We start from the raw sequence: 22,793 nt of genomic DNA, 5'->3' as shown, positions 1-22,793 counted from the left end.
ACCTTAGACGACAAAGAGACGTTTTGCGTAATTCGGTACGCGACAATTAGTGCGAAACTCCGCGTAACCTGGCTACCATATTTACCAGCAGTACCACGAACCCACCGATAATAAAGCCGAGCACCAGGTTCAGCAGAGTCGGAAGCATCAGAGCAATGAATGAACTCTTCTGTTGGGCAAATTGCTCAATCGCATGATGCAGCGGCGCAATACCGTGTACCACAATGCCGCCGCCGACTAAAAACATCGCCAGCGTGCCAACCACGGAAAGTGATTTCATGAGCCAGGGAGCAACCACCAGCAATCCTTTACCCAGAGCCTGAGCAAGTGCGCTGCGCTTTTCTGCCAGCCAGTAGCCAATATCATCGAGCTTCACAATAATACCGACCAGACCATACACGCCAACGGTCACCACCAAAGCAATACCCGACAAAACCAGGATCTGATTCAACAATGGCGCATCCGCCACAATACCCAACGTGATGGCCACTATCTCTGCAGATAAAATAAAGTCGGTACGTACCGCCCCTTTGATTTTATCTTTCTCAAACGTCAGCGGGTCCTGTGCGGCAAGAGACGTCAGACGTTGCTGGCGTTCTTCCGGTGTTTCCTGGTGTTTTCGCGCTTCCAGGGTGTGAAGCACTTTTTCCACGCCCTCAAAACAGAGGAACGCCCCGCCAATCATCAATAAGGGCGTGATCGCCCATGGAATGAAGGCGCTGATCAATAGCGCCAGCGGCACCAGGATAACTTTGTTGACGAAAGATCCTTTGGCTACACTCCAGACCACCGGAAGCTCGCGGTTCGCCCGCACGCCCGACACCTGTTGCGCGTTAAGCGACAAATCGTCTCCCAGCACACCCGCCGTTTTTTTCGCGGCCAGTTTTCCCATCACTGAGATATCGTCCAGAAGCGTGGCGATGTCATCAAGCAAGGTGAGTAAGCTACTTCCTGCCAAAATTTTAACCCTCAATATTATTTTTTTGCAGCCATAAGTATGAAGTAAAACACGCCATGCTGAAACAGACCTTTCTGGTCAACAAATATTTAACAACGGCAGGCAATTATAAGTCTCGCCAGCATGATAGTTTTGACGTTTACTATGTTGCACCTTTTTATTTCCACCGTGAGGGATTATGCGTTTCAGGCAATTGTTACCGCTTTTCAGTGCGCTATTCGCGCTGTACATCATTTGGGGTTCCACGTACTTCGTTATTCGCATTGGCGTAGAAAGCTGGCCGCCGTTGATGATGGCTGGCGTACGTTTTCTCTCTGCTGGAGTGTTATTAACATTTTTTTTACTTCTTCGCGGACACAAGCTACCGCCTCTGCGCCAGCTCCTGAACGCCGCGTTAATTGGTATCCTGCTGCTGGCCGTGGGTAATGGGCTGGTTACCGTTGCAGAACATCAAAATGTTCCTTCCGGTATAGCCGCCGTAGTGGTTGCCACCGTCCCGCTGTTTACGTTGTGCTTTAGTCACTTTTTTGGCATCAAAACGCGCAAACTGGAATGGATGGGGATCGCAATTGGACTCGCCGGGATCATCATGCTGAACAGCGGTGGTAACTTGAATGGTAATCCCTGGGGGGCGGTATTAATCCTGATTGGTTCAATGAGCTGGGCGTTTGGCTCCGTGTACGGCTCACGCATAACCTTGCCCGTTGGCATGATGGCCGGAGCTATTGAAATGTTAGCCGCGGGTATTGTGCTGATGTGCGCATCGCTGCTCAGTGGAGAAAAGCTGACCACGATGCCAACCTTCTCCGGTTTTATGGCGGTGGCATACCTCGCCCTGTTCGGCTCAATTATTGCGATTAACGCTTATATGTTCCTTATCCGTAATGTAAGCCCGGCGTTAGCCACCAGCTATGCCTATGTCAACCCGGTAGTGGCGGTTCTGTTAGGTACGGGACTGGGAGGTGAAAGCCTGGCGTTGATCGAGTGGCTGGCGCTCGGAGTCATTGTTTTTGCCGTGGTATTGGTGACGCTGGGGAAATACTTATTCCCGGTCAAAGCTGACGCGGTCGCAGCCCCATCGGAAAAGTCGTTACAGTAAATGAATGCCCTGAGTGTCGATCTGCGCAGTGGCACCGCCGCCGCAGATCCACTCGATAACCCGTTCAGACAGCGCCTCGTTATCCAGTTTCTCACGCCCACGCAGGGCGCACTCCCAGACAATCAAGACCCGCCATCCCAACGACTGCAATTTTTCGCAGTCCCGCTTATCACGTACCACGTTTTTTCCTATCTTCTCCAGCCAGAACGCCGTGCGGGTTGCCGGGACTTTAAAGAGATAGCAGTTGTGCTGATGCCAAAAACAGCCGTGGGTAAAGAGAACACAACGATAATCATCCACCACGAAATCGGGGCGGCCGGGCAACGTCGCATCCTGCACGCGAAACGTTACCCCCTGCTCCGTCAGGATGTCGGCCAGACGTTTTTCGATCGCCGTATCGCGGGTTCCTATCGCCCGCATATTTTTACTGCGTGTCGCCTTATCGTGAACGTCTGCCATGCTGCTGTTCTTTCTCACGGAGTGCAACAGCCTGTTTGATCTTCGGCTCCAGCAGTTTGGCTACCGCCGCAAATGCCGGAACGACCACCGAATTACCGAACTGGCGGTAAGCCTGGGTATCTGATACCGGAATGCGAAACTGGTAACCCTGAGGAGACTCAAACCCCATCAGGCGAGCGCACTCTCTTGGCGTTAATCGACGAGGACGATGTCGCTGATTGGCGGGATCATCGAAATCCTGTTCACCCAGCGCCATATCCCAGCCACGGTCTATCAAAATTTCAGCCCCATCCTTATAGTAACGTGCGGATAATGTACGCGTTACGCTATCGGGGTTACCGGGATAGACCATACCGTAGCCAAACCCATTGCCCCGTGCCTGATGTTTTTTCGCATAGCGATACAGGTATTTCCACAGGACCGGTGTCAGCACATATTTCGCATCAACGGTCGGTTCAAGCAGCTCTGCGAGCGTCGTTCGACGCTGAGGGTAGCGGCTGACAATATCGCGCAACGTAAAGTCTGACTTCAGGCGCAGATCACGTCGGAAGCCGACGAGCACGATACGTTCGCGATGCTGGGGTAAAAAATGTTGCCCATCGATAATCTTCGGATCATCCGGGCCATTATCTGCTGCATCCGCCACGTCATAGCCCAGTTCATCCAGCGTTTGCATAATGATGCGAAAAGTTTTTCCCTGGTCATGACTCTTCAGATTTTTAACGTTTTCGAGCACAAATATAGCCGGTCGCCGCGCGTCGATAATTCGCACCACGTCAAAAAAAAGCGTGCCTTGCGTATCACAGGCAAAACCGTGGGCACGCCCTAACGCGTTTTTCTTTGATACACCCGCCAGAGAAAATGGCTGGCAAGGGAAGCCAGCCAGCAGTACATCATGCTCGGGAACATGTTGACAAATATGTTCTGCAGCCTGCTCGTCACTCACCCCCTCATGATGGCTGAGGGTGATATCACGAATATCTTCATTAAAGTGGTGCTGCAGAGGATCGCAGTAGTGATTCGCCTTGTAGGTGCGCACCGCATGCCTGTTCCACTCGCTGGTAAACACGCACTGCCCGCCAATCGCTTCAAAACCGCGACGAATCCCGCCAATACCAGCAAAAAGATCGATAAAGCGAAAAGCATAATGTGGATGATGCGCAGGCGGCGTCGGGAGTAAAGAATACAGGTGAGCAAACTCACGATCGCTGAGGCGATGCCATGTTTGATTGGCGACCACACGCTTAAAGATGGCCGGACTCCAGTGGTTTTCGCCGACGCCATTAAGATGAGCAACCAGCGTTTTCACATCGTATATTTCAAGCAACTTAGCCAAAATCACCTGAACGGTAACTCCGGTATCATCTGTCATCGGTTTCATGGAGCCTGCTACTGAAAAATTATCCTGCATACGTTTAACCGGCCGAAATGGATAGTCGACAGGTTAACATAAATTGGTGCAATTGACGTTTCAGCAATGACGACTACTGATATGCTTTAAGGAGTTGAATCGCCGCAAGATCCAACATTTCATATTCTCCTTTTAATTCTGCGCTGAGTTTTGCCATATACGTCAATAAAAAGTCAGCATTATGCTGTGCCAAATGCCGCCCTTGTTCAGTTTGCATTGTCAGTGGCAGCGTCAGCAGTTTGGTCTGGAAATGATCAAGCGCGTACTGTTTATCATCCAGGTTGCGCTGCCGGGCAAACGGATCCTCCGCATCAAACAATGCCACACCCAGCGAGCCAGAAACGGCGAACACGCGCGCCAGACCGATAGCCCCCAGCGCCTCAAGCCGGTCAGCATCCTGCACGATTTTGGCTTCCGGGGTTTCTGGTATGATTTTGGCGCTGAAGCTGTGCGCCTCAATGGCATGGCACACGGCAGGTATTCTTTGTTGTGGAAAATCAGGGAAATCGTGCATCAAAACGCGACGGGTTTCCTGGGCTGCCAGTACCGACGAACGATGGCGATCGGGATGATTCTTCGGCAAACTGACGAGATCATGGAAGTAGCACGCCGTCAGCACTACCAGCCAGTCTACGTTCGCATCCGTGCTCAGCTTTTGAGCCGTCTTCCACACGCGGCGAAAGTGAAAGATGTCGTGGGCAGCGTCGTGCTCTGAATGATTTTCACGTAACCAGGCTTCAAATCGCGACTGCCAGTCGTGGAGTTCCATGCTCTCTCCCTTTACATAAAGAAAACCACCTTAGCAATAATTTTTACTCCGAACCACTGTCTGCCCTCTTTTATAGCAAAATTCAATTATTAAATAATATTTATAACGAATATCAATTTATAATTTCTGCATGCAGCATTGATAAAAAATCACCCAAAAAGCACGAGCAATAATAATAAAAGCACATAAAATACACATAACAAATACTAAAACCATAAGCATAAACCAATTGATAAATATACATTTGCGTGTTGAATAAAAACAACAAAAACATATAAAAATAATTTAAAATATTCAAATAGAAACATTTTGAAATATTTAAAATATAATTGTTACATGTTATATTTTAAATTAAATGAACTTCATAGATAGTATCGAAATGTAGTTTTCAGGACATCACTACACATTCATTTTAATTATTAAATAAAGGGAATACATAATGAAAAGAAAGGTACTGGCACTGCTTCTCCCAGCTTTATTAGCTGCAGGCGCAGCAAATGCGGCTGAAATTTATAATAAAAACGGCAATAAACTGGATCTGTACGGAAAAGTCGATGCCCTGCGTTATTTCTCTGACGATGCAGGCAGCGACGGCGATCAAACTTATGCGCGTCTGGGCTTTAAGGGCGAAACGCAGATCAACGATATGCTGACTGGCTACGGTCAGTGGGAATATAACGTTCAGGCTAACGGCACCGAAGGTGACAAAGGCGATTCCTGGACTCGTTTGGCTTTCGCAGGCCTGGGCTTTGCTGAAAACGGCACCTTCGATTACGGTCGTAACTATGGCGTCGTGTACGACGTTGAAGCCTGGACCGATATGCTGCCAGAATTCGGTGGTGATACTTACACTCAGACCGACGTGTATATGCTGGGTCGTACCAACGGCGTTGCCACTTATCGTAACCACGGCTTCTTTGGTCTGGCTGATGGCCTGAACTTCGCCCTGCAGTATCAGGGTAATAATGAAGGTAGCAGCGTAGGTCAGGAAGGTTCTGGTAATAGTGAAAACCGCAAACTGGCGAAAGAAAACGGCGACGGTTTCGGTATGTCCACCTCTTATGACTTTGACTTCGGTTTAAGCCTCGGTGCGGCGTACTCCAGTTCTGATCGCACTAATGACCAGGTTGCTCGCGGTTACAACGATGGCATTAATAGCCGTAACAACTATGCTGGCGGTGACAAAGCTGATGCCTGGACCATTGGTGCGAAATATGATGCCAATGATATTTATCTGGCAGCGATGTATGCAGAAACCCGCAACATGACCTACTACGGCGGCGGTAATGGCGAAAGCAATGGCGGTATCGCAAACAAAACGCAAAACTTTGAAGTTGTGGCTCAATACCAGTTCGATTACGGTCTGCGTCCGTCCATCGCTTACCTGCAGTCCAAGGGCAGTGATTTAGGTGGTCAGGAAGTGAGCCATGGTAACTGGCGTTACGTTGACAAAGACCTGGTCAAATATGTTGATGTGGGTATGACTTACTACTTCAACAAAAACATGTCCACCTACGTTGATTACAAAATCAACCTGCTGGACGAAGACGACAGCTTCTATGAAAGCAATGGTATCGCGACTGACGACATCGTTGCCGTTGGTTTAGTCTACCAGTTCTAATTTTGCACAATACGTATCAGGCCTGCTTCATATGAAGCGGGCTTTTGTTTATTTTGAAGCGGATTTTTATGTCGCGAAGGCAATAGAACGACAAACTTGTGAGGATACTCAAAGAAAAAAACATCCGTGACTGCTGTCGTTGAAAGCAAGGCGTGCAAGTGTTTGAATAGTGGCGGAGAGAGGGGGATTTGAACCCCCGGTAGAGTTGCCCCTACTCCGGTTTTCGAGACCGATTTTATTGGCAATATTTTCAATAACTTAACTTTTCATGCTGGTATATCAACAATATTTCCACTCCATAAAATTCAACTATATACGCGTTTATCCATAGTTAATATACCAACACTTTCTGAGCTAAAACCTATACTTCAAAGTACAACCTGCAGGTGAAAATGTGTGGAAAATTTTCCCAGTCAATGACGCGTGAAGACTATCTCGCCTGCAATCTGAAGAAGCTGTACGCGACATTTCACTCAATCTCGAACCAACTAGTCAACTATATTCGGCACGAGATATTAAAGTTCAGCTGTTAAATTTATATGGTACACGGTTACACGTATCTTATATAAAATTAAACAATAAAAACAATGCAATACATATTAAACCCCATTAATATTATTTACTAACTTTGTCAATTTATCTATAGATAGTGGCTGTGAGTAATACCATCCTTGGACACCGCACTCAGGGAACATTTCAGTTAAATATTTCACCTGAGTTGATGTCTCGACACCTTCGAAAACGACTTTGTTAGTTATATCTTTAAAAATCTCCACCAATCCTGATACGATATTATTATTTACAGAGGGTTCACCAATAGAATCTGTAATTGACTTATCAATTTTAATTTCATCTATTTGTAAATTTGATAGCCAGTTTAAATTTGAATGACCAGTCCCGAAATCATCAATAGCTATTGATATACCTTTATTATTAAATAAAGAAATAACCTTTTGGAGGGAATTTATTTCCGCGCTCTGCCTTTCTGTTAGCTCCATCATTATCATACCAGGTTTTATATTTGATTCATCAATCATCTGAAACACTTTTTCTTGAAATGATTCCGACAGAAGGTCTTGAGAACTAACATTAATGCTTATAAAAATATCAAATTCCTCAGAAAGAGACATGGTTTGCTTTACTGCCATTCGAAATACAAAATCACTTATTCCCTGGATTAAACCATGCTTCTCTGCGATAGGGATAAAAATATCAGGAGGAATGCTACCAATATCATGATCATCCCATCTAATTAGTGCTTCCACACCAATAATTTTTCCGGTTTTTATTTTATAAATAGGTTGATACACAAGATATAATGATTCGCTTCTTATCGCATTTTTTAATCTTGAAACTAATGATTGCTTACGTGCAACTCTTTGATTATAAAAACCACCCAGAAGAACACCGGTTACAATAGATGTAAAGGAAATCAACAACATCGTTAACCAACTATCGAAACTCATCCACGGAAATTTAACTCCCCCCATGACACAGACATTATTATTTTTATTACAGCTTTGCGTGGTAATAAGTCCTAGTTGGTAGGATTTATCATGCTGAGCCTCTTCAAGAAGATCGACCTGCTCACCAAGTTTGAACAAATGAAGCGAATGATCTCTGTCACCTACAATTGCAGAAAACCCCTTCTCTTCATGGTCTGTAACAAATCTATTAAATGCAAATGGTGAAATCGTTATGGCTAATTTTTGATTGCTTAGCAAATCAGCTTTTACATTATTTTCCAGTAACACACCAAAAAACCAAGTTACATTGTCCTTTTCAACTTTTCTATCATAGATATTGAGAAGCAATGGTGCTGGCAACACCCCCCATAAAGCACTACATATGACTGCACCATTTGAAATAAATGATATATCTTTTATAAGAGCATAGGGCCATAAGGCCACTCTTAGAGCATGAAGTTGTAGTTCACTACAAGGACTATAAGCATTAAATATTTCATAACTATTATTTATTTTATCAATCTGTTGAATGAGACTAACGCTTCTATTCAAAACTCGTTCTGTATATGATGCAATCCTCTCCTTGTATATATAATACATTGAAATCTCAGACAATGAGAAAAAAATAAAAAATGAAAACGTGATTGATATCACATAAGGCTTAATTCGTTTTAAATTGTGGTTATTCTTCACACCGACCTCTTTATATGCCTGACCCTATGTAACAACATACATTCTACTATCTGTCGTGAATCAAATACATACAGTTAAAACAGATTATCGGCTAAAACAAATATTTCTTTATGTTTTTTATTAGAAAAGAACGTTATAAAATAACGCAAAACCACATCCAAGTTAGATTTGTGTTTGCATTTTAGCCAAATAAGTGGCACTTCATCTTGCATTCATAGGTCTAATGTAAAGGATGTAATTCTAAGGGAAATAAGTGTGAAACCGCGCCTTTTCCCGATACTGGTACTTGGGTAAAACCGATGATGACGCTGCCGGCTATCAACACTGACGCCAGCAAGCATGAGAAAGAACAGATAAGCCGGACTGTTCAGGAAATGTTTGAAGAGGCTGAGTTCTGGTTAGTCAGTGAATAAGATTCTGCCCGCTACAGCACTAGCTGTAGCGGGGTCATGAACCACCTACAGGGAATTTCTTATACAGCGTTGAAACACCAACATCGTATATGATCGCTACCTGCTTTCTGTCCATGCCACTTTTTATCAATCTCCCCATCTGGGCCCACTCATCATCACTAAACTTTGGCCTCCTTCCACCTATCCTCCCTTCTGTGCGTGCGGCTGCTAAACCAGCTCGGGTGCGTTCGACAATAAGCTCCCTTTCCATTTCGGCCAGTGCACCCATAACATGAAAGAAGAATCTCCCCATAGGCGTACTCGTATCGATGCTATCGGTCAGGCTCCGGAAGTTAACTCCTTTCTCCCGCAATTCCTCCACCAACCCAACAAGATGTCGCATGCTTCGCCCGAGCCGATCCAGCTTCCATACTACCAGCGTATCGCCCTCAGATAGCGTCCGTAGCACCTTTTTTAATCCAGGTCTGTCGGACACCTTACCGCTGATCTTGTCTTCGAAAATCAGCTCACATCCTGCACTTTCGAGCGCGTTTCGCTGGAGTGCTGTGTTCTGGTCATTTGTTGATACTCTCACGTAACCAATAAGCATGTATTTCCTTCCTACAAAAGGCCGGAATCATGCCACCTGAGCGATAATTGATCATTATTAAAAATGTTGGTTTGGTAGAAACGATAAATCGTGCAGCTGCCGCAGTGCAAAAATTAGGCGACACAATGACCGGAAGCCTGACACTCAAGGGTGATTACCGGCTGGGTTTTATTATCCAGAATGAAGATGGTTCTGTCCGTGCTTATATCTTTAAGGACAAAGGTGGCGACGGTATTCGCATCAGTAATGGCGATGATGGCGGCGGTGATTTTGTTTTTGGTAAAAATGGACAGTTTTACTGCCCGGACATTATGCATGTTGGTAATACGGTTGTATGGGGTGACGGCAATATCGAGGGGGCGCGATGGAGCGGTTTGTTGAGCGACTATATTAACTTGCGAGCACCCTATGAATGGGTTAGCCAAAACTTTGTCAACCGTGTACAGCGCGGCGCACAGGCCAGCATGACTATGGACGGCGTACTTGTAGAAGCTCCAGCTGGATGTTTTCTTACGGGGGGAAACGGTAACGAGAGCAATCAAATTGGTATAGCGCTATACCGTTCATTACTAATTTTCCGTAATGGTGGTTGGGTAATAATTGAGGGGTAAAAATGAAACTGATTAATTTACAGCGTTACACACCTGATGAATTGTTTTTAGGCGACGGCATTCTGTATTTTATCGATGCCACGGGAAAGGACTGGTATAAATCACTGTCTCAATTCACAAAGAAATACAGCCTGGCTATCGAAAATGATACGGGCGTTATTCGCAGCATTAGCGAAGATGCATCCCGGCTTTATCCCGGTGGTTTGACGGTTGTTGATGTTGACAGTATTCCTGATGGTTGTGACATTTTCGGCGGATGGGTATTTGATGGTATTAAAATTAAACCTCGCCAATATTCACAAGACGAATTGATGGCACAAACTGAAAAAAAGAAAACAGAACTACTGTCTGCCGCAGCAGTGGCAATAGCCCCTCTTTCTCGCGCTTTGAGATTAGGCATGGCGACTGATGAAGAAATCAGCCGCCTTGAGAAGTGGGAACGTTTTAGCGTGCTGGTCAGCCGGGTAAGTCTTGAGAAACCTGTATGGCCTCCGAAGCCGGATGAATAGGATGATTTGTAATCTCTAAACGTTAGGAGGTGTAGGCCATTCAGGCCTTGTTTTCTCAACGCGCATAACCTTTACTCTATATTTCTTCCATTCTGACAGTGCGGCGGTTTCTTCTTCCGTCGCTATTCCTTCATCAACAGCATCCTGCAGTGGTGCAATAGCAACAGCTGCGGCAGACAGTAGTTCTGTTTTCTTTTTTTCAGTTTGTGCCATCAATTCGTCTTGTGAATATTGGCGAGGTTTAATTTTAATACCATCAAATACCCATCCGCCGAAAATGTCACAACCATCAGGAATGCTGTCAACATCAACAACCGTCAAACCACCGGGATACAACCTGGACGCATCTTCGCTGATACTACGAATAACGCCAGTATCGTTTTCGATTGCCAGGCTGTATTTCTTTGTGAATTGAGACAGTGATTTATACCAGTCCTTACCCGTGGCATCGATAAAATACTGAATATCATCACCCAAAAAATACTCGTCAGGAATATAGCGTTGTAAATTAGTTAATTTCATTTTTTTAATCACCAATCGTTACCCAGCCACCATTTCGCCATACTTGCAGAGGACGATATAAAGCGATACCGACCTGATTGCTCTCGTTTCCGTTCCCGCCAGTCAGGACGCAGCCGGAAGGAGCTTCCACCAGCCCGCCATCCATAACCATACTGCTCTGTGCACCACGTTTCACACCAGTAATAAAGTTTTGGTTAACCCATGTTTTCGCATCATTAATGCGATTGGTTATCCAAATATTTATCCAGCCCGAATTACCGTTCTCTCCCCATGCAGTGCCGTAAATATTTGCATCACCCTGGATGATACCCGACCCAAATCTTATATTGGCCTGTGGAATACTGAACTCGCCAGTTTCCAGATTGAAAGTGAATTGTTTAACAGGGCCACCACCCCACGGGACACCAAAAATACGAAACCTTCTGTCAATAAGGTCCATACTCACTGATGCCCCCGTTGTGGTGTTAATAATTGTGTACTGCGGACTGTCTGAACTTGATGTTTTTAGGACGATATCGCTTTCTACCAGCGTCAAGCCTCCAGTCATCGTGTCGCCTGATTTTTGCACTGCGGCAGCTGCACGATTTATCGTTTCTACCAAACCAAGGTTTTGTAGAAATAATGCGACATTCGGTATATCCGAACCGTTCCGGTCTTTAGCCAGTCGCGCATTCGCATTATCCATCGCGATTTTGACAGCCAGCGGAGTCGCCGACTGTGTTTCACTGGTGCTGTTCACCGCACTGTTAAGCTGGAGCAGCCCCTTTTGTTGTGTAGAACCATCAACGACACCAATTGACTCCCGCGATGTTTTTTGTGCTTCCGCGCCACGCGCTTTTATCTCTTTCAGGTTCTGGTCTATACGCAGAAATAACCCGTCTCCTGTGGAAACATTCAGCGTGATGTTTGAGGTATCTGATACAGCCAGGCGAAACTGCATATTTACGCTGACACCACCAACAGGTTTATCGATCGATGGGCAGTTTGCCACCGCGTAAAGTTCTCCGGTATCCGTCATTAAACCAACTTCACGAACGGTAAATCCACCAATCCCGGTCGGCAGAACGATTTTCGCCATTAACTGCGTGGACTGTTCCGGTGACACAACCAGATCAGCGATATCTCCCCGGTAAGTTTCATTAATCAACCGGACTTGCGCCGGATCGGGCTTGACCTGTTTGCCATTACTGTCACCCACCACAAATTGAGTCAGTGCAATCAGACGACCACTGGCAAGCGCCTCTGCCTCCAGTTCTTTACCCCGGTTAGTGATAATTGAGTAGTAATCAGCCATGAGATTCCCCGGCAAAAATGTCCACATCGATATGCGCTGTTGTCGCACCCGAAATATAAAAAAACCCGTCCATACCCACATTCGCCATCACATCAATTTTGCTCAGATAGCTGCGCAGGTTCTTGGCACGGTCAGTAAGCTGGCGGATCTGATGATAGAGAGCGTCACTGACCCCTTCACTGCTCTGTACTTCAATCCGGAAGGTGTAAGGTGCAGCGCGTGGGGTGTCTTCCCACCACTCAACCACGGTCGTGGGCAGGTTCACTGACCCAAGAGAACGGCGGACCGCCCCGGCCGTTCCCCTGTGCTGATGAACATAAGCGGCATCTTTTATCACCTGCCGCTTTTGCGCCTCTGTCCAGCTGTCATCCCAGAAATCAACAGCATGCTCCCAGGCCAGCCAGGGGAGAAGATGTGCCGGGCAGGTATCAGGGTTTTTGGATTTGCGTACCATATTGGTATCGAGCGTGGCGATTTGCTCAGCGCTGGCCTGCTCCTGCGCCCGCTCTTCATGAAATGCGCCAGGAGGCAGCAGGGATCGAAACTTAGCCGTCATTGCTGCTTACCTCCCTGCGGGTGACATTAATGGCGGTACACCACGGTGCTTTACCCGCTTCCGCTTCCAGATCTGCCACCGGAGAAATCAGTCTTACCCTGACCACACCGGATTGCTGCAGAGATGCATAAATGGCGGACAGCGGGACGACGGTTTTAATCCGATGGGAAAGCGTGGTGTATGACCGCAAAACATCGATGGCATTATTCAGCACCGTACTGGCGTCCGGTCCTTCCGGAATTTCCAGTTCCGCCGTAACAGCATAGTTTGCAATCGTGGCACTTTTTACCGTTACATAGTCCGTTAACGGGCGGATTTCATCCGCATTCAGCGTGCTGTTAACCTTATCGAGTAGGCGCTGCTCCGCCGTCCCATCCCCGGTACGGGACAGGACATAGACATCAACGTAACCGGGCCGGTTATGGGTTTCCGGCCCATAAGCATCTGCATCCAGCACATCCGTATCGGCAGACTTTGCATGAAAGCGGTAAGCGTTACGTGCCCCTGCTGTATTCAGCTGCGCCCATGAAAGCTGGATACGTTCGCGAAATGCTGCATCGCCTTCCAGTTCAGGCTCTACGGGCGGAACGGCAAGCGGATCGCCGGGCTTAATCACCTGCCGTTTAACGTTGAATGCGGCACCTATCTGGTCAAGGTCAGCCTCTTTTGCACTCGCGAGAAATACCGCCCGCACGGCATCATTAACCCGCTGAAAAGCCAGCGTCAGCTGATAGGCATTCACCTCCCCTTGTTTAAACGTCGGATCGGATTCCACCAGCGCATCAAACTGCTCATCAAGTTCCCGCAGGCGCGCCAGCCACCGGGTGAAGATTTCAGTCGCATCCGGCACCACAATAGCATCCGGTACGTCCAGTTCTGACAGGTTGATCACGTCATAGCTGCTTGCCATAAATCGTTATGTCTCCCGTTCTGACAGGTAAATTGGTTTCCTTGTTGATCCCCTCGATATCCAGTACACAGCCGGTCTCCCCTTCAGGAAAGGAGACAAGCACACGGGTTACCTTCAGCCGCGTCTCCCACCGGGCCAGTGCGGTCGCAGACGCGGCGATTATTTGTAGACGGGTCAAATCATCCCGTGGGTTATCCACCAGAGAAAACAGATCACTACCATAGTCACGGACAAGAACCCGGCTCCCGATGGGCGTGGTCAGTATGTCGCTGACGGACTGGCGCAAATGGGCGACGCCGGACAGGCGTTTTCCGGTCCGGTTGTTTACACCGTTCATGATTAAATTCCGTTGCTGAGTCGCCGGATGGCGGGCGGGTTAACCGAAGTAGGACGGGCCTGTTTTGTCCTGCTTTTCTGATTTTTTCGAAGCCGCTGCGGGTTTACGAATGTCCACGACAAGGTTGTAGGTGTAGCTGAATCCTGCTGATGTCAGAGAAAAGACCAGAGACTCAACCACCCATGCCCGATCCTCACGGGAGCCAAAACCGGATGTCGTCACACCAGCCTCTGCTGTCAGCAGAACATGTTTAGGGCGACATGGCCCCGTGAGCGTCATTTTCTGCTCGTTACGTTTTGCCTGTGTTTTCCTGGAGTTTGCCTGTTGCTCGGCGGTGGTTTTCTCCGACTGGGTATAGGGATTGATCATCGCCGGGCCATCATGTTCAACCGTGGAGGTCTTTGTCGTACCATCCTCCTCGTCGTAATAGCGCACACCGATTTTCTCTTTGGCTTTTCCTCCGCTCCCCGTGGCTTTCCCCGTCGAACTCCCCCGCTCACCTTCACTGTAGGACCAGTTTGATACTTCATCCGGTGTGATGGTTATCCCGCCAGCCTGTTTCCCTGAAGCCGTGACCGTGGCTCCCTGCTGCAAAAAAAGCCAGTAACCGCCTGAAGGTTTGCTCACTGCATTGTAGTCACGCGCAAGCCTTGCGAGCAGGTTGGCATCAGATTCCGCCACCTGATCGATGTGGCTGATATGAATATCTTTTAGTGCGTCGGCCACGCGGGGAATAAGCCCGTTATCGGTGGCCACTGTTTTGACAACATCGGCAAGGCGAAGGTTATCCCAGCTCCGGGTCTTCTGGCTTGTCACGTCTCCGGGTTGTTTCTGGGCATTCATCGGCGCGGCGGTCGCATACAGCTCGATACGCCTTGGCGGGCCACCGCTCGAGACGCCACTGACAACAAACCAGCCTTTATCGATCAGTTGATCATTGAATCCCAGGGCGACCCGAAGCCGGGCACCTTTGGTGGGAAGCGCCAGCGTTTCAGAGATTAGACTGATTTTCAGTTCATCTGCTTTTGCTGTTGCCCCACCATAATCCGTCAGGGTCAGTTCACACAGGCACTCTTGTAGCACCCGGGTTATATCTTTCCCTTCGGCCTGTATGCTGAATGCCGGCGCATATTCCGGCCTTGCTGTCTGATCTGCCATATTAATCCCATAAACTGAATGGCGATTCCGCAACGGGTGTCACCAGATCCGGCAGTGTGATGTACAAGCCGGAAGGATACACAGCCCCCTGCTCCGCAAGCCCCTGATTGGCCTCAAGAACCTGAGTCACTGAGTCTGAAATGTTTTCAGTACCGTAATGCACGGCGCAAATCGCATCCAGTACGTCCCCGTCACGGGTTTGATAGATCGTCGGCATAGTGTTTTAGCGTCATCGTCCAGTTTTTATTTCGGTGACCACCACCCGGTAAAAACTTACTCGTCGTGTCTGAAAAGTCGGTCACCACCCACCACCCCAGCACATCACCTTCTCCGCTGACAAGCTGCTGGGGCTTAGCCTGTTCGGCAAGATCAAATAACTCATTCACCGCACCCACCCCTTTACGGAAAAAGGCGTGAGACTGCCCTTCAAGCCTGACAGTACGCCCGGGCTTTCCGGTGTACTGAAGAAGGTCCTGTTTGCCGATGCGTTCCTGTTCACTCCAGCGCCAGCTGGCCTCACGGGTGAGTTGATGATAAGCCGTTGTATCAATCGAAAAGGCAAAATTCCCCAGCATCATCATGACGCGGGCTTCCTGCCCACCCCGTAATGCGCCTGTACTGCGCTGACCGGAATCTTCAAATATCGGGATAATTTCACTCACCAGAGAAGTCCCCCGTCCAGAAGGCTGTTATCACCATTAAAGGCAGAATTGTTTTTCGTCACCGTTGTGACTTCATCGGCAATGGCTTTCTCATCCTGTCCCGGCGCGGCATTAATTTCGAATCGGTATTCGAATTTTCGGTTGTCTGTAACCTGCCTGGATGGCGGCTGTTTATCCAGGTTGTCCATACGCTGAAGCAAGTTATCCCAGTACCCGACATCTCCACCCGACGAATCAGAGGGTGGTTGCACTGAGCGCCCGTTGTTCCTTTGCAACGCTGCATTCCAGTTTAAAAGCGTGTCGCCGCCTTCCGGTGACAGGTATTTATCAAGCGATTTGTTAAATGTCTCATCATCAGAATCAAAGCCAAACAGTCCACGAGTTGATTCCCATGAGCGTTTAACTTTATCCGGCAGATCCGGGCGCTCTTTCAGTTGCTGTTCGAACCATTCCCCCTGTCCGTTTTGACTGGCCCTGAAGCGCGCTCTTTCTACCCCATTAGAAGCAAGTGTTTTGAGTACATCACGCTGGTCATTCCGGTCATCCGGCAACAACCACGACAATTTTTTAGCCAGGGCATAAATAATTTTGCCGACAAAAACCACCCCCTGCCCGAAAGACAGAACGCCGGGATACAGGTCGTTTCGCAGGAAAGTCACAATGCGCCTGACCCCACCACCTTTGAACCAGTCGGCAAGATCATCCGTCAGGCGCCTGATATCAGGTGCCAGTTCATTACCCAGTTGGCCGGAAATTTCTGCGACCGCAGAAGAGAAAACCGTGCGGAGATTATTGATAGCCTGATTACCCGCAACCGCACCATCAGCCCCCTCTTTGGTCACGAGGTTGTAGCGCCGCTGTTCATCCATCAGGTCGCGGTAGCTCCGGCCAGACTGCTTGATAAGCATAAGCAGTTTGCTCGCTTCCCCGCCAAAAAGAGAATCCAGGGCGAAGGAGGCTTTTGATTCGTCCTGAAGGCTGAGCGCCCGTTCAACAATTTTGTCGAACTGCGCCATATCGCTGAGCCCGGCAAAATCACCCGCTTTGAAACCGAGCGTTTCAAACGCATCCTGCAGCGAGCTCTGCTTACCGTTCTGTTTGTACTCCCCGGATTTGTGCAGATACTCTTCAAAGAGATCGCCAATGTTTTCCGCATTCATGTCGTACTGCTTCGCCAGAGAATCCCAGGCATTAAACGTGGCCACGTCCACGCCGTAGCTTTTTGCCACATTAGTACGGGTTGCCGTTTCAGCATTGGTGGCGGCTGGCGCTATCAGTGTGCCAAGTGCTGAAGCCACCACACCGCCACCGCCAATAGCCAGCCCGGATCCAAACATCCCGCCCACCTGCCCGGCGATCCCCAGACCGCGCCGGAACAGGCCTTTACCGGCACCTTTGAACGCCTGAATGCGCTGTGCTTTTTGCATCTGTACATTCAGTTTCTGCTGCTCCGCCTCCGTTTTGCGAATTTCCCTGGAAACATCGGTATAGCGGCGCTTCAAATCCCCCAGGCTTTCACCGGCCAGTTTGGCGCGTTTGATTTCTGCTGCCAGTCTGGTCTGGTCTTTTGTCAGTCGCTCAGACTGCTTTCCGACATCTTTCAGGCTTTTTTGCAGGCCATCTGCAGATCGTTTCCATGAATTATCCAGGTTTCCGCCAAAGGTAATGACGGCTTTAAGGTTCTGACTTATTGCGCCCACGGTTCATCGTCTCCAGTTCGTCGGTCAAAAAAACAGAGAAAGTGCTGAACGGCATATCAAGGTATTCCGCCATCGGGAAATGCAGCCGCCGCCCCAGAAACCTTATTGCCCGGAGGAGCCCACCTTCGGTCGCTTCGCGGGCGGGAGCATAAAAACGTTAAAGGCATCCGTGAGCTGTGAATAATCTGCTGCCGTCATCAGCCAGAGATCCTGTTCACTGAGATTGCACAGCAACGCAATCATGCGGGCTTCTTTCTCTTCTTCGTTGCCGCGGTCTTTGGCATGAGTGATGCGATCACGAACCAGCGGTTCACGCATGGTGACTTCATCGATCACAACCCCGCTATCAAGTGATACGGGGGAATACAGTTTTATAACGCGGGTTTCACCAGGAAAGCTCATAATGTGCTCCATAAAAAAACGGCCCGCAGGCCGTTACAGTGGTGGGATAACAGTAAAATCAGAGACGCACTTTGGCAGCCAGGCCAGAAAGCACATCCACGCCATTCACCCGGCGGGCGAAACGCTCTGTATCGATGGCGAACAGTTCGCGCCCGTCCAGTGACTGACGGTAGTAGCTGACAGCAATATCAACCGTCACGGCATTTTCGGAAAGCGTGTCCTTACTCCGCGCATCCGGCGTAACGGTCTGTACAAACCCCTCAATTTCCTCAACCGTACCGCGCGCAGTGCCGTTACCGAGATAGCCCTGATAAGCCGTAAAGCGTGAACGGCTGCCGCTGACAAAACCGAAGCTGGCCAGCATATCCGTATCTATCCCATAAAATTTAACCTGACAGGTCAGTGCTTCCATGCCGTCATCAACCGGGGTGGGCGCATCCTGTGCGCCGGTACGCAAATCCGTTTTAACAATAGCCAGAGACGGCGGCGTAAATTCATGCGCCCCCTGAATACGGATCCCCTGCCGGAAGAAGGTCCAGACGCGTAGTGTGTTTTTATCGCTCATGCTGCAAGCATCTCCTCAAGCGCATAGTTATTGTTCACCCGGACGCGCAGGCTGATAAGTTCAGTCGGCGATTTCGGACCAAAGTCATAGTTGATGTACAGGACACCCGACGCCATGGTTTCCGCGGTGTTCAGTTCTTCATCCAGCCAGGCCCGCCCACCGAATATGGCGCCAAGACCGACCAGTTGCCGCATATAGGCATTGATGGTGCCGATAATGTCATCCGCATTTTCCCGGTCCAGTGGGCGGTCAACATACTCCAGCATGGTTTCCTGAATGCTGTCCTCAATAACATCAGCAGTACGGCGGACAGATTCAAAACGCCACTGTGGATTGGTAGCACACAGACGGTTCCCCCAGTGTTTAAAACCCGCACGGCGGATAATGGTGGACACGTTCTGCATATTGAGCAGGTTTGCATCGCAGTTCTCATCCCCGAGGATAAATTCATCGATCTGCTCAACACCGAGGATGTTGTTGATGTCCTGGTTTGACTTGCTCCACCACCAGCCTTTTTCAAAGTCGATGCGGGCTCGTAACCCGGCAGCGAACGCAGAGTAAGGACGATAAACCAGTTGGCCATCTGCATCGCTCGCCTGGACCCGCGGGCGCAACAGTTCAGTTCGTGCGCCATAGGACTGGCGACGCTGTACCACTTCCTGCAGCGTCGCACCGGAGGCGCAGTCAACATATGCAACGGCGCGCAATTTCCCGGCCACGGTTTCCAGCCCCTTACCAACCGCATCGTCCTCACTGAATCCCGGCGCTATCACAATACGCGGCTGGTAGGTGGTAACAGATTTCGCTGAAGACAGGGTGCCGATCCCCTTCAGTACCGCAGCGCGTCGTTTTGCCACATCGTTTTCATCTGCCACACGCACCACCACCGTCAGCGCATTACGCTGATCGTTAATGTCTGTCAGTGCCTGTTTCAGCGTACCTTTTTCACCCAGGCGGGATAACAGCGTGGTGCCGACGACCGCCACCGGCGTATTGAGTGGAAAGGGTTCATCTTCACCCCCCGCCAATTGCAGGCTGAAGGGCTGGACAATCCCGTCACCGCGCCCGCTCGCACTGACTTTTGCGCCATCAACACCACCGACAGCCTCAGCAACGTCTCCGGGTTTAGCCGTGATAACACCGTGCTCATCACAACCCAGCGTGATTTTCAGCGTCAGCGATTCAGGATCCCAGCTTGCTGACGTCACAACCGCAGCAGGATTTTCGGCTGCCGGCTGTCCGGCCAGCGCAGCGACATTGATGACATTGCCTTCCCTCCCCTTGATGGTTGCAGTGAAGTCGGTAACGTTATCGAGAATGGGTGTACCGGATGATCCCGATGCGGCTGTTCCCCCCGACGCATCAGGTGCCGTTCCCACCAGGCCGATAATGGCGGTCTGAATCGTGGTAACCGCCACCGTACCCGAGGTGAGTTCAATAGTTTCAACGCCATGTAACTGAGACATGTTTTTTCTCCAGGCATAAAAAAACCTGCCGCAGCAGGTCACATTTTCTGATTAGGTTTATCGGTGAGCCCGCCGCTGTCGCCGCGGTGATCGTGGTTGTTAAAGACTTCACGTATCTTGCTCATGCTGCCGGATTTATCCGTTATCTCCTTTGACGCCCCGATATTCCCTGTAACCGACGTGTCAGCATTAATCCAGGTTTTGCCCTGAACTGTCAGGGTATCGGTAATTTCAACCGGACCATCCAGCGTGCCTTTACCGACAATTTTGTAAGTTCCACCATCAGCCAGCGTAATCGTCAGGGCATGCGCGTTCCTGTCATAACGGATCTCGGTCCCGTCGCTGTAACGGGTAATGTGCTCGCTGTCACTTCCTTCCGGCACCGGCAGCTTTCCCGTGTTCCATCCGGGAAACACCCGCCCGTTGTTGAGATCTCCGGCTTCGGACAGGACCGTAACCGCATCCCCCACGGCATAAGGATTTGAATCAGCGCGGTTAGTTCCGGAAAACCCCTGGCACAACGGCAGCCAGGTCGTGATGATATCCCCCAAATCCACCCGGCATTTTGGGATGCGATCGTGCCTGACGGAGTGGATAACGCCGCGCCGGACAAGGTTCGCCAGCCTGCGCTGCAGGTCGCCTGCTATATCACTCATCGGGCTGAGCCTCCCAGATAAGTTGATAGTCATCCACGTGATTACGGCCCGTATCAGGTGCAGCACCCAGCCAGGCCTGCTGCAGAGGAATGCCGTTGTTTGCAAAGGGGTCAGTACCAAATGCAGCCGCCTGGGTGAATGAAATACGCCAGACCAGATAATCATCCATTCGCGGATCAAACTCATCACGTTCAGCCGTGGTGAATACCGCAGGCTCAATATGCCCCAGACCAAACTGCTGCCCGTCAATCCACTGGGTAATATCGGCCGCAGCGGTTCTGACAAAAATCTCAGGCTGACTCACACCCGATCCGGCGGCATCCACCACCACGAAGAGATCACAGGTTAAATTAACGCCCAGTTGCCCCTCATTACCTCCGCCCTGTTCCCAGCTGTTAATCGAGAAATACACCGCGGGCGTGGTCAGGCCCGAAAAGCGGGGAACATTCCTTTCCGGATACGCACCGGCATCACGCACCCATCCGATTTTTTTTAATGCGTCAGTCACAGCATCGTGATACCGCCCCAGCAACAGTGGCTCGGCCATCGTTCGTTACCTCAGACAGAAATACGGGCTTTTACGCGCCCGCGAATGTCGGTTTCAAAGTGATGCATAAAAATCTCCATCGCTTCCGCAAATGCGTTGTCCTCGATGTAGTTCAGCATCGGTTCGTAGATATCCATTTCTGCTTCGCGTGTCCGGCGGGTCAGGGGATCGCGAATAACCACCGTCCGGCGATTATCCCGTTTTGAACGGGACACCTCCCCGTTTTCAAACGACCGTTCGCTCAGCAGATTACCTTTCGGGGAAAATCCGGCGTTTTCTGCCTGGCGGCGCGCTTTAATAAAACGCCCCGTGTTGCGGTCACGCCGGGTATGGTGCGGTCGCAGCCGCCCGTTGATTCGTCCTTTAAGGTCTTTCACCTTAATGGCATTCAGCCCGAACCAGAGCCGGAAGTTATCCAGTTGTGATCCCCTGTCCAGACGAAAAGACAGCAGACGGCGCCGGACAAGATCCATACTGCGTGGGGCCAGCCCGTCTTTCAGATCCGCCATCGCTTTCTTTCGCAGCGTGGCGGCAGTACGCCTGAGCGCGCGCGAGTATGCTGCACGGAACTGTTTTTGCGTCGCACCGATACTGTCCGCAATTCGCCAGATAACATCCACATCAATATCGACGGGTAAATCCCGCCGCAGTCGAGACTCCCGCGCCATATCAGCTCCATTTATCGATCTGAGGCTGTGTTTTGCCGGGTTCCCCATATGCCAGCGTGACGCGGGTCCGCCCTTCTTCATCCGCGCCGATATGTGTCACCCGGTAAGGGATGGTATTGATCACCACACCGTCATGTTTTTCGAGACCGGAAATATCCGCAGTCATTGCACTGAACGCCGGGGAATGGTTCTGAATTTCCCCGCCGCCCGGTACACCCGACAGCGCATCCGGTGATTCAAAAATCACGGTCACCAGACGCGGGCCTTCACCCGTTTGCAGGCATGCAGGGACTTCTTCGGCAAACGCCCGGTTAATCCGGGCATCTGCTTTAGCCAAACGCTCCCGGAACCGGCTCATCAGAACCCCAGGCGGACGGCAACATCAGCATCATCTGCCTCAGCTGCTCCCCAGGCGGAACCAACAACCGGGTTTGGCGTTGCATCATCGCCTTTTGCCACCGTCAGCTTGCCGCCAGCCAGATACAGTTTCTGGCCTGCCGCAATTTCTTCTGCCGCTTTAGGCAGCACAAAAACACCGGCCATATGCAGTGTTCCCCACTCGCCAGCAGGAATATCGCTGTGTGCCACCCCGGCAATTCCGCCGACCGCCACCAGCGCACCGGATGAAACGGCATCAACACCCGCATTGTGATAATCCAGTGTGGTACCGTCCTGCTGATAGTTATTCGCCATGTTTTTTCTCCATAAAAGGAAAAGGCGACCAGCGCCGCCTTCAGGGATAAAAAAACCGC

At 49.8% G+C, this 22,793-nt stretch carries 27 protein-coding genes, 1 tRNA gene and 1 pseudogene; 5 read left to right on the top strand and 24 right to left on the bottom strand.

The genetic code is table 11. The features are described from left to right. Nucleotides 1–46 precede the first annotated feature (46 nt). Nucleotides 47–961: a DUF808 domain-containing protein gene (locus I6L54_RS10815; protein ID WP_170974294.1), complete on the bottom strand. Its 915-nt coding sequence runs from the start codon at nucleotides 959–961 to the stop codon at nucleotides 47–49. A 175-nt stretch (nucleotides 962–1,136) separates the two neighbouring features. On the opposite strand from I6L54_RS10815, the gene yedA reads away from it, so the two are divergent. Continuing rightward, complete coding sequence (yedA, locus tag I6L54_RS10810) at nucleotides 1,137–2,057, top strand: drug/metabolite exporter YedA (protein WP_040232460.1); 921 nt, start codon at nucleotides 1,137–1,139, stop codon at nucleotides 2,055–2,057. Here yedA and I6L54_RS10805 read toward each other — a convergent pair. The 3 genes from I6L54_RS10805 to I6L54_RS10795 form a co-directional block, all read right to left on the bottom strand. Continuing rightward, nucleotides 2,049–2,516: a very short patch repair endonuclease gene (locus I6L54_RS10805; RefSeq protein ID WP_040232462.1), complete on the bottom strand. Its 468-nt coding sequence runs from the start codon at nucleotides 2,514–2,516 to the stop codon at nucleotides 2,049–2,051. The genes yedA and I6L54_RS10805 overlap by 9 nt on opposite strands. Further along, nucleotides 2,497–3,927, bottom strand: a complete 1,431-nt coding sequence (locus I6L54_RS10800; protein ID WP_040232463.1) for a DNA cytosine methyltransferase — start codon at nucleotides 3,925–3,927, stop codon at nucleotides 2,497–2,499. The genes I6L54_RS10805 and I6L54_RS10800 overlap by 20 nt, the downstream gene beginning before the upstream one ends. A gap of 73 nt (nucleotides 3,928–4,000) precedes the next feature. Continuing rightward, a complete protein-coding gene (locus I6L54_RS10795; RefSeq protein ID WP_040232465.1) occupies nucleotides 4,001–4,696 on the bottom strand; it encodes a phosphohydrolase in 696 nt (231 codons plus the stop codon). A 439-nt stretch (nucleotides 4,697–5,135) separates the two neighbouring features. On the opposite strand from I6L54_RS10795, the gene ompC reads away from it, so the two are divergent. After that, nucleotides 5,136–6,317 carry a porin OmpC gene (ompC, locus tag I6L54_RS10790; protein ID WP_040232467.1) on the top strand — a complete coding sequence of 394 codons (1,182 nt, stop codon included), beginning with the start codon at nucleotides 5,136–5,138 and terminating at the stop codon, nucleotides 6,315–6,317. 170 nt (nucleotides 6,318–6,487) lie between these two features. On the opposite strand, the gene I6L54_RS10785 is transcribed toward ompC, so the two are convergent. Both I6L54_RS10785 and I6L54_RS10780 read right to left on the bottom strand, forming a co-directional pair. Then, a tRNA-OTHER gene (locus I6L54_RS10785) sits at nucleotides 6,488–6,615 on the bottom strand. 301 nt (nucleotides 6,616–6,916) lie between these two features. Next, on the bottom strand, nucleotides 6,917–8,476 hold the full coding sequence (locus tag I6L54_RS10780) for an EAL domain-containing protein (RefSeq protein ID WP_040232469.1): 1,560 nt from the start codon (nucleotides 8,474–8,476) through the stop codon (nucleotides 6,917–6,919). Between the two features lie 269 nt (nucleotides 8,477–8,745). On the opposite strand from I6L54_RS10780, the pseudogene I6L54_RS24570 reads away from it, so the two are divergent. Continuing rightward, a pseudogene (locus tag I6L54_RS24570) lies at nucleotides 8,746–8,889 on the top strand (DinI-like family protein); the annotation flags it as partial. A gap of 34 nt (nucleotides 8,890–8,923) precedes the next feature. On the opposite strand, the gene I6L54_RS10770 reads toward I6L54_RS24570, so the two are convergent. Next, on the bottom strand, nucleotides 8,924–9,478 hold the full coding sequence (locus I6L54_RS10770) for a recombinase family protein (RefSeq protein WP_040232470.1): 555 nt from the start codon (nucleotides 9,476–9,478) through the stop codon (nucleotides 8,924–8,926). A gap of 47 nt (nucleotides 9,479–9,525) precedes the next feature. Here I6L54_RS10770 and I6L54_RS10765 point away from each other — a divergent pair, with 47 nt between their 5' ends. Together I6L54_RS10765 and I6L54_RS10760 are read left to right on the top strand one after the other, a co-directional pair. Then, nucleotides 9,526–10,089, top strand: coding sequence for a hypothetical protein (locus I6L54_RS10765; RefSeq protein WP_217124641.1), 564 nt, complete (start codon nucleotides 9,526–9,528; stop codon nucleotides 10,087–10,089). A gap of 2 nt (nucleotides 10,090–10,091) precedes the next feature. Further along, nucleotides 10,092–10,598 (top strand): tail fiber assembly protein, encoded by a 507-nt coding sequence (locus tag I6L54_RS10760; protein ID WP_217124640.1) that lies wholly within the window; start codon nucleotides 10,092–10,094, stop codon nucleotides 10,596–10,598. Between the two features lie 15 nt (nucleotides 10,599–10,613). Here the strand turns inward: I6L54_RS10760 and I6L54_RS10755 are convergent, their stop codons facing one another. The 17 genes from I6L54_RS10755 to I6L54_RS10675 form a co-directional block, all read right to left on the bottom strand. After that, nucleotides 10,614–11,132, bottom strand: a complete 519-nt coding sequence (locus tag I6L54_RS10755) for a tail fiber assembly protein (protein ID WP_281422427.1) — start codon at nucleotides 11,130–11,132, stop codon at nucleotides 10,614–10,616. Beyond that, a complete protein-coding gene (locus I6L54_RS24500) occupies nucleotides 11,125–12,495 on the bottom strand; it encodes a phage tail protein (protein WP_343216776.1) in 1,371 nt (456 codons plus the stop codon). Before I6L54_RS24500 ends, I6L54_RS10755 begins: the two co-directional genes overlap by 8 nt. Next, nucleotides 12,407–12,970, bottom strand: coding sequence for a phage tail protein I (locus I6L54_RS10745; RefSeq protein ID WP_040230751.1), 564 nt, complete (start codon nucleotides 12,968–12,970; stop codon nucleotides 12,407–12,409). The genes I6L54_RS24500 and I6L54_RS10745 overlap by 89 nt, the downstream gene beginning before the upstream one ends. Further along, nucleotides 12,960–13,880 (bottom strand): baseplate assembly protein, encoded by a 921-nt coding sequence (locus I6L54_RS10740; RefSeq protein WP_040230749.1) that lies wholly within the window; start codon nucleotides 13,878–13,880, stop codon nucleotides 12,960–12,962. Before I6L54_RS10740 ends, I6L54_RS10745 begins: the two co-directional genes overlap by 11 nt. Then, nucleotides 13,864–14,217: a GPW/gp25 family protein gene (locus I6L54_RS10735; RefSeq protein WP_040230747.1), complete on the bottom strand. Its 354-nt coding sequence runs from the start codon at nucleotides 14,215–14,217 to the stop codon at nucleotides 13,864–13,866. Before I6L54_RS10735 ends, I6L54_RS10740 begins: the two co-directional genes overlap by 17 nt. Nucleotides 14,218–14,256: 39 nt before the next feature. Continuing rightward, on the bottom strand, nucleotides 14,257–15,375 hold the full coding sequence (locus I6L54_RS10730) for a contractile injection system protein, VgrG/Pvc8 family (protein ID WP_040230746.1): 1,119 nt from the start codon (nucleotides 15,373–15,375) through the stop codon (nucleotides 14,257–14,259). A gap of 1 nt (nucleotide 15,376) precedes the next feature. Then, nucleotides 15,377–15,592, bottom strand: coding sequence for a tail protein X (locus I6L54_RS10725; RefSeq protein ID WP_040230745.1), 216 nt, complete (start codon nucleotides 15,590–15,592; stop codon nucleotides 15,377–15,379). After that, complete coding sequence (locus I6L54_RS10720; RefSeq protein ID WP_040230776.1) at nucleotides 15,567–16,028, bottom strand: phage tail protein; 462 nt, start codon at nucleotides 16,026–16,028, stop codon at nucleotides 15,567–15,569. The genes I6L54_RS10725 and I6L54_RS10720 overlap by 26 nt, the downstream gene beginning before the upstream one ends. 5 nt (nucleotides 16,029–16,033) lie before the next feature. Then, nucleotides 16,034–17,737 (bottom strand): hypothetical protein, encoded by a 1,704-nt coding sequence (locus I6L54_RS10715; protein ID WP_040230744.1) that lies wholly within the window; start codon nucleotides 17,735–17,737, stop codon nucleotides 16,034–16,036. Nucleotides 17,738–17,839: 102 nt separating this feature from the next. Further along, nucleotides 17,840–18,139 carry a phage tail assembly protein gene (locus I6L54_RS10710; RefSeq protein ID WP_040230743.1) on the bottom strand — a complete coding sequence of 100 codons (300 nt, stop codon included), beginning with the start codon at nucleotides 18,137–18,139 and terminating at the stop codon, nucleotides 17,840–17,842. A 58-nt stretch (nucleotides 18,140–18,197) separates the two neighbouring features. Further along, nucleotides 18,198–18,704 (bottom strand): phage major tail tube protein, encoded by a 507-nt coding sequence (locus tag I6L54_RS10705; RefSeq protein WP_016150414.1) that lies wholly within the window; start codon nucleotides 18,702–18,704, stop codon nucleotides 18,198–18,200. Then, on the bottom strand, nucleotides 18,701–20,170 hold the full coding sequence (locus tag I6L54_RS10700; protein WP_040230742.1) for a phage tail sheath family protein: 1,470 nt from the start codon (nucleotides 20,168–20,170) through the stop codon (nucleotides 18,701–18,703). The genes I6L54_RS10705 and I6L54_RS10700 overlap by 4 nt, the downstream gene beginning before the upstream one ends. Before the next feature lie 38 nt (nucleotides 20,171–20,208). Then, nucleotides 20,209–20,826 (bottom strand): phage baseplate assembly protein V, encoded by a 618-nt coding sequence (locus I6L54_RS10695; RefSeq protein ID WP_040230741.1) that lies wholly within the window; start codon nucleotides 20,824–20,826, stop codon nucleotides 20,209–20,211. Beyond that, the gene (locus I6L54_RS10690; protein WP_040230740.1) at nucleotides 20,819–21,373 is read right to left on the bottom strand and encodes a hypothetical protein; all 555 of its coding nucleotides are present in this window, start codon (nucleotides 21,371–21,373) and stop codon (nucleotides 20,819–20,821) included. The genes I6L54_RS10695 and I6L54_RS10690 overlap by 8 nt, the downstream gene beginning before the upstream one ends. 11 nt (nucleotides 21,374–21,384) lie before the next feature. After that, entirely contained in the window at nucleotides 21,385–22,041 is a 657-nt protein-coding gene (locus I6L54_RS10685) for a hypothetical protein (protein ID WP_040230738.1), read from the bottom strand. 1 nt (nucleotide 22,042) lies between these two features. Then, the gene (locus tag I6L54_RS10680) at nucleotides 22,043–22,399 is read right to left on the bottom strand and encodes a head-tail joining protein (protein WP_040230736.1); all 357 of its coding nucleotides are present in this window, start codon (nucleotides 22,397–22,399) and stop codon (nucleotides 22,043–22,045) included. Then, nucleotides 22,399–22,734, bottom strand: a complete 336-nt coding sequence (locus I6L54_RS10675) for a capsid cement protein (protein WP_040230734.1) — start codon at nucleotides 22,732–22,734, stop codon at nucleotides 22,399–22,401. Before I6L54_RS10675 ends, I6L54_RS10680 begins: the two co-directional genes overlap by 1 nt. Between the last annotated feature and the right edge of the window lie 59 nt (nucleotides 22,735–22,793).

The organism is Citrobacter pasteurii (assembly GCF_019047765.1).
In the GTDB taxonomy this organism is placed as follows: domain Bacteria; phylum Pseudomonadota; class Gammaproteobacteria; order Enterobacterales; family Enterobacteriaceae; genus Citrobacter; species Citrobacter pasteurii.
The sequence above is the reverse complement of the archived record's forward strand: the minus strand, read 5'-3'. Positions and strand labels throughout refer to the sequence as shown.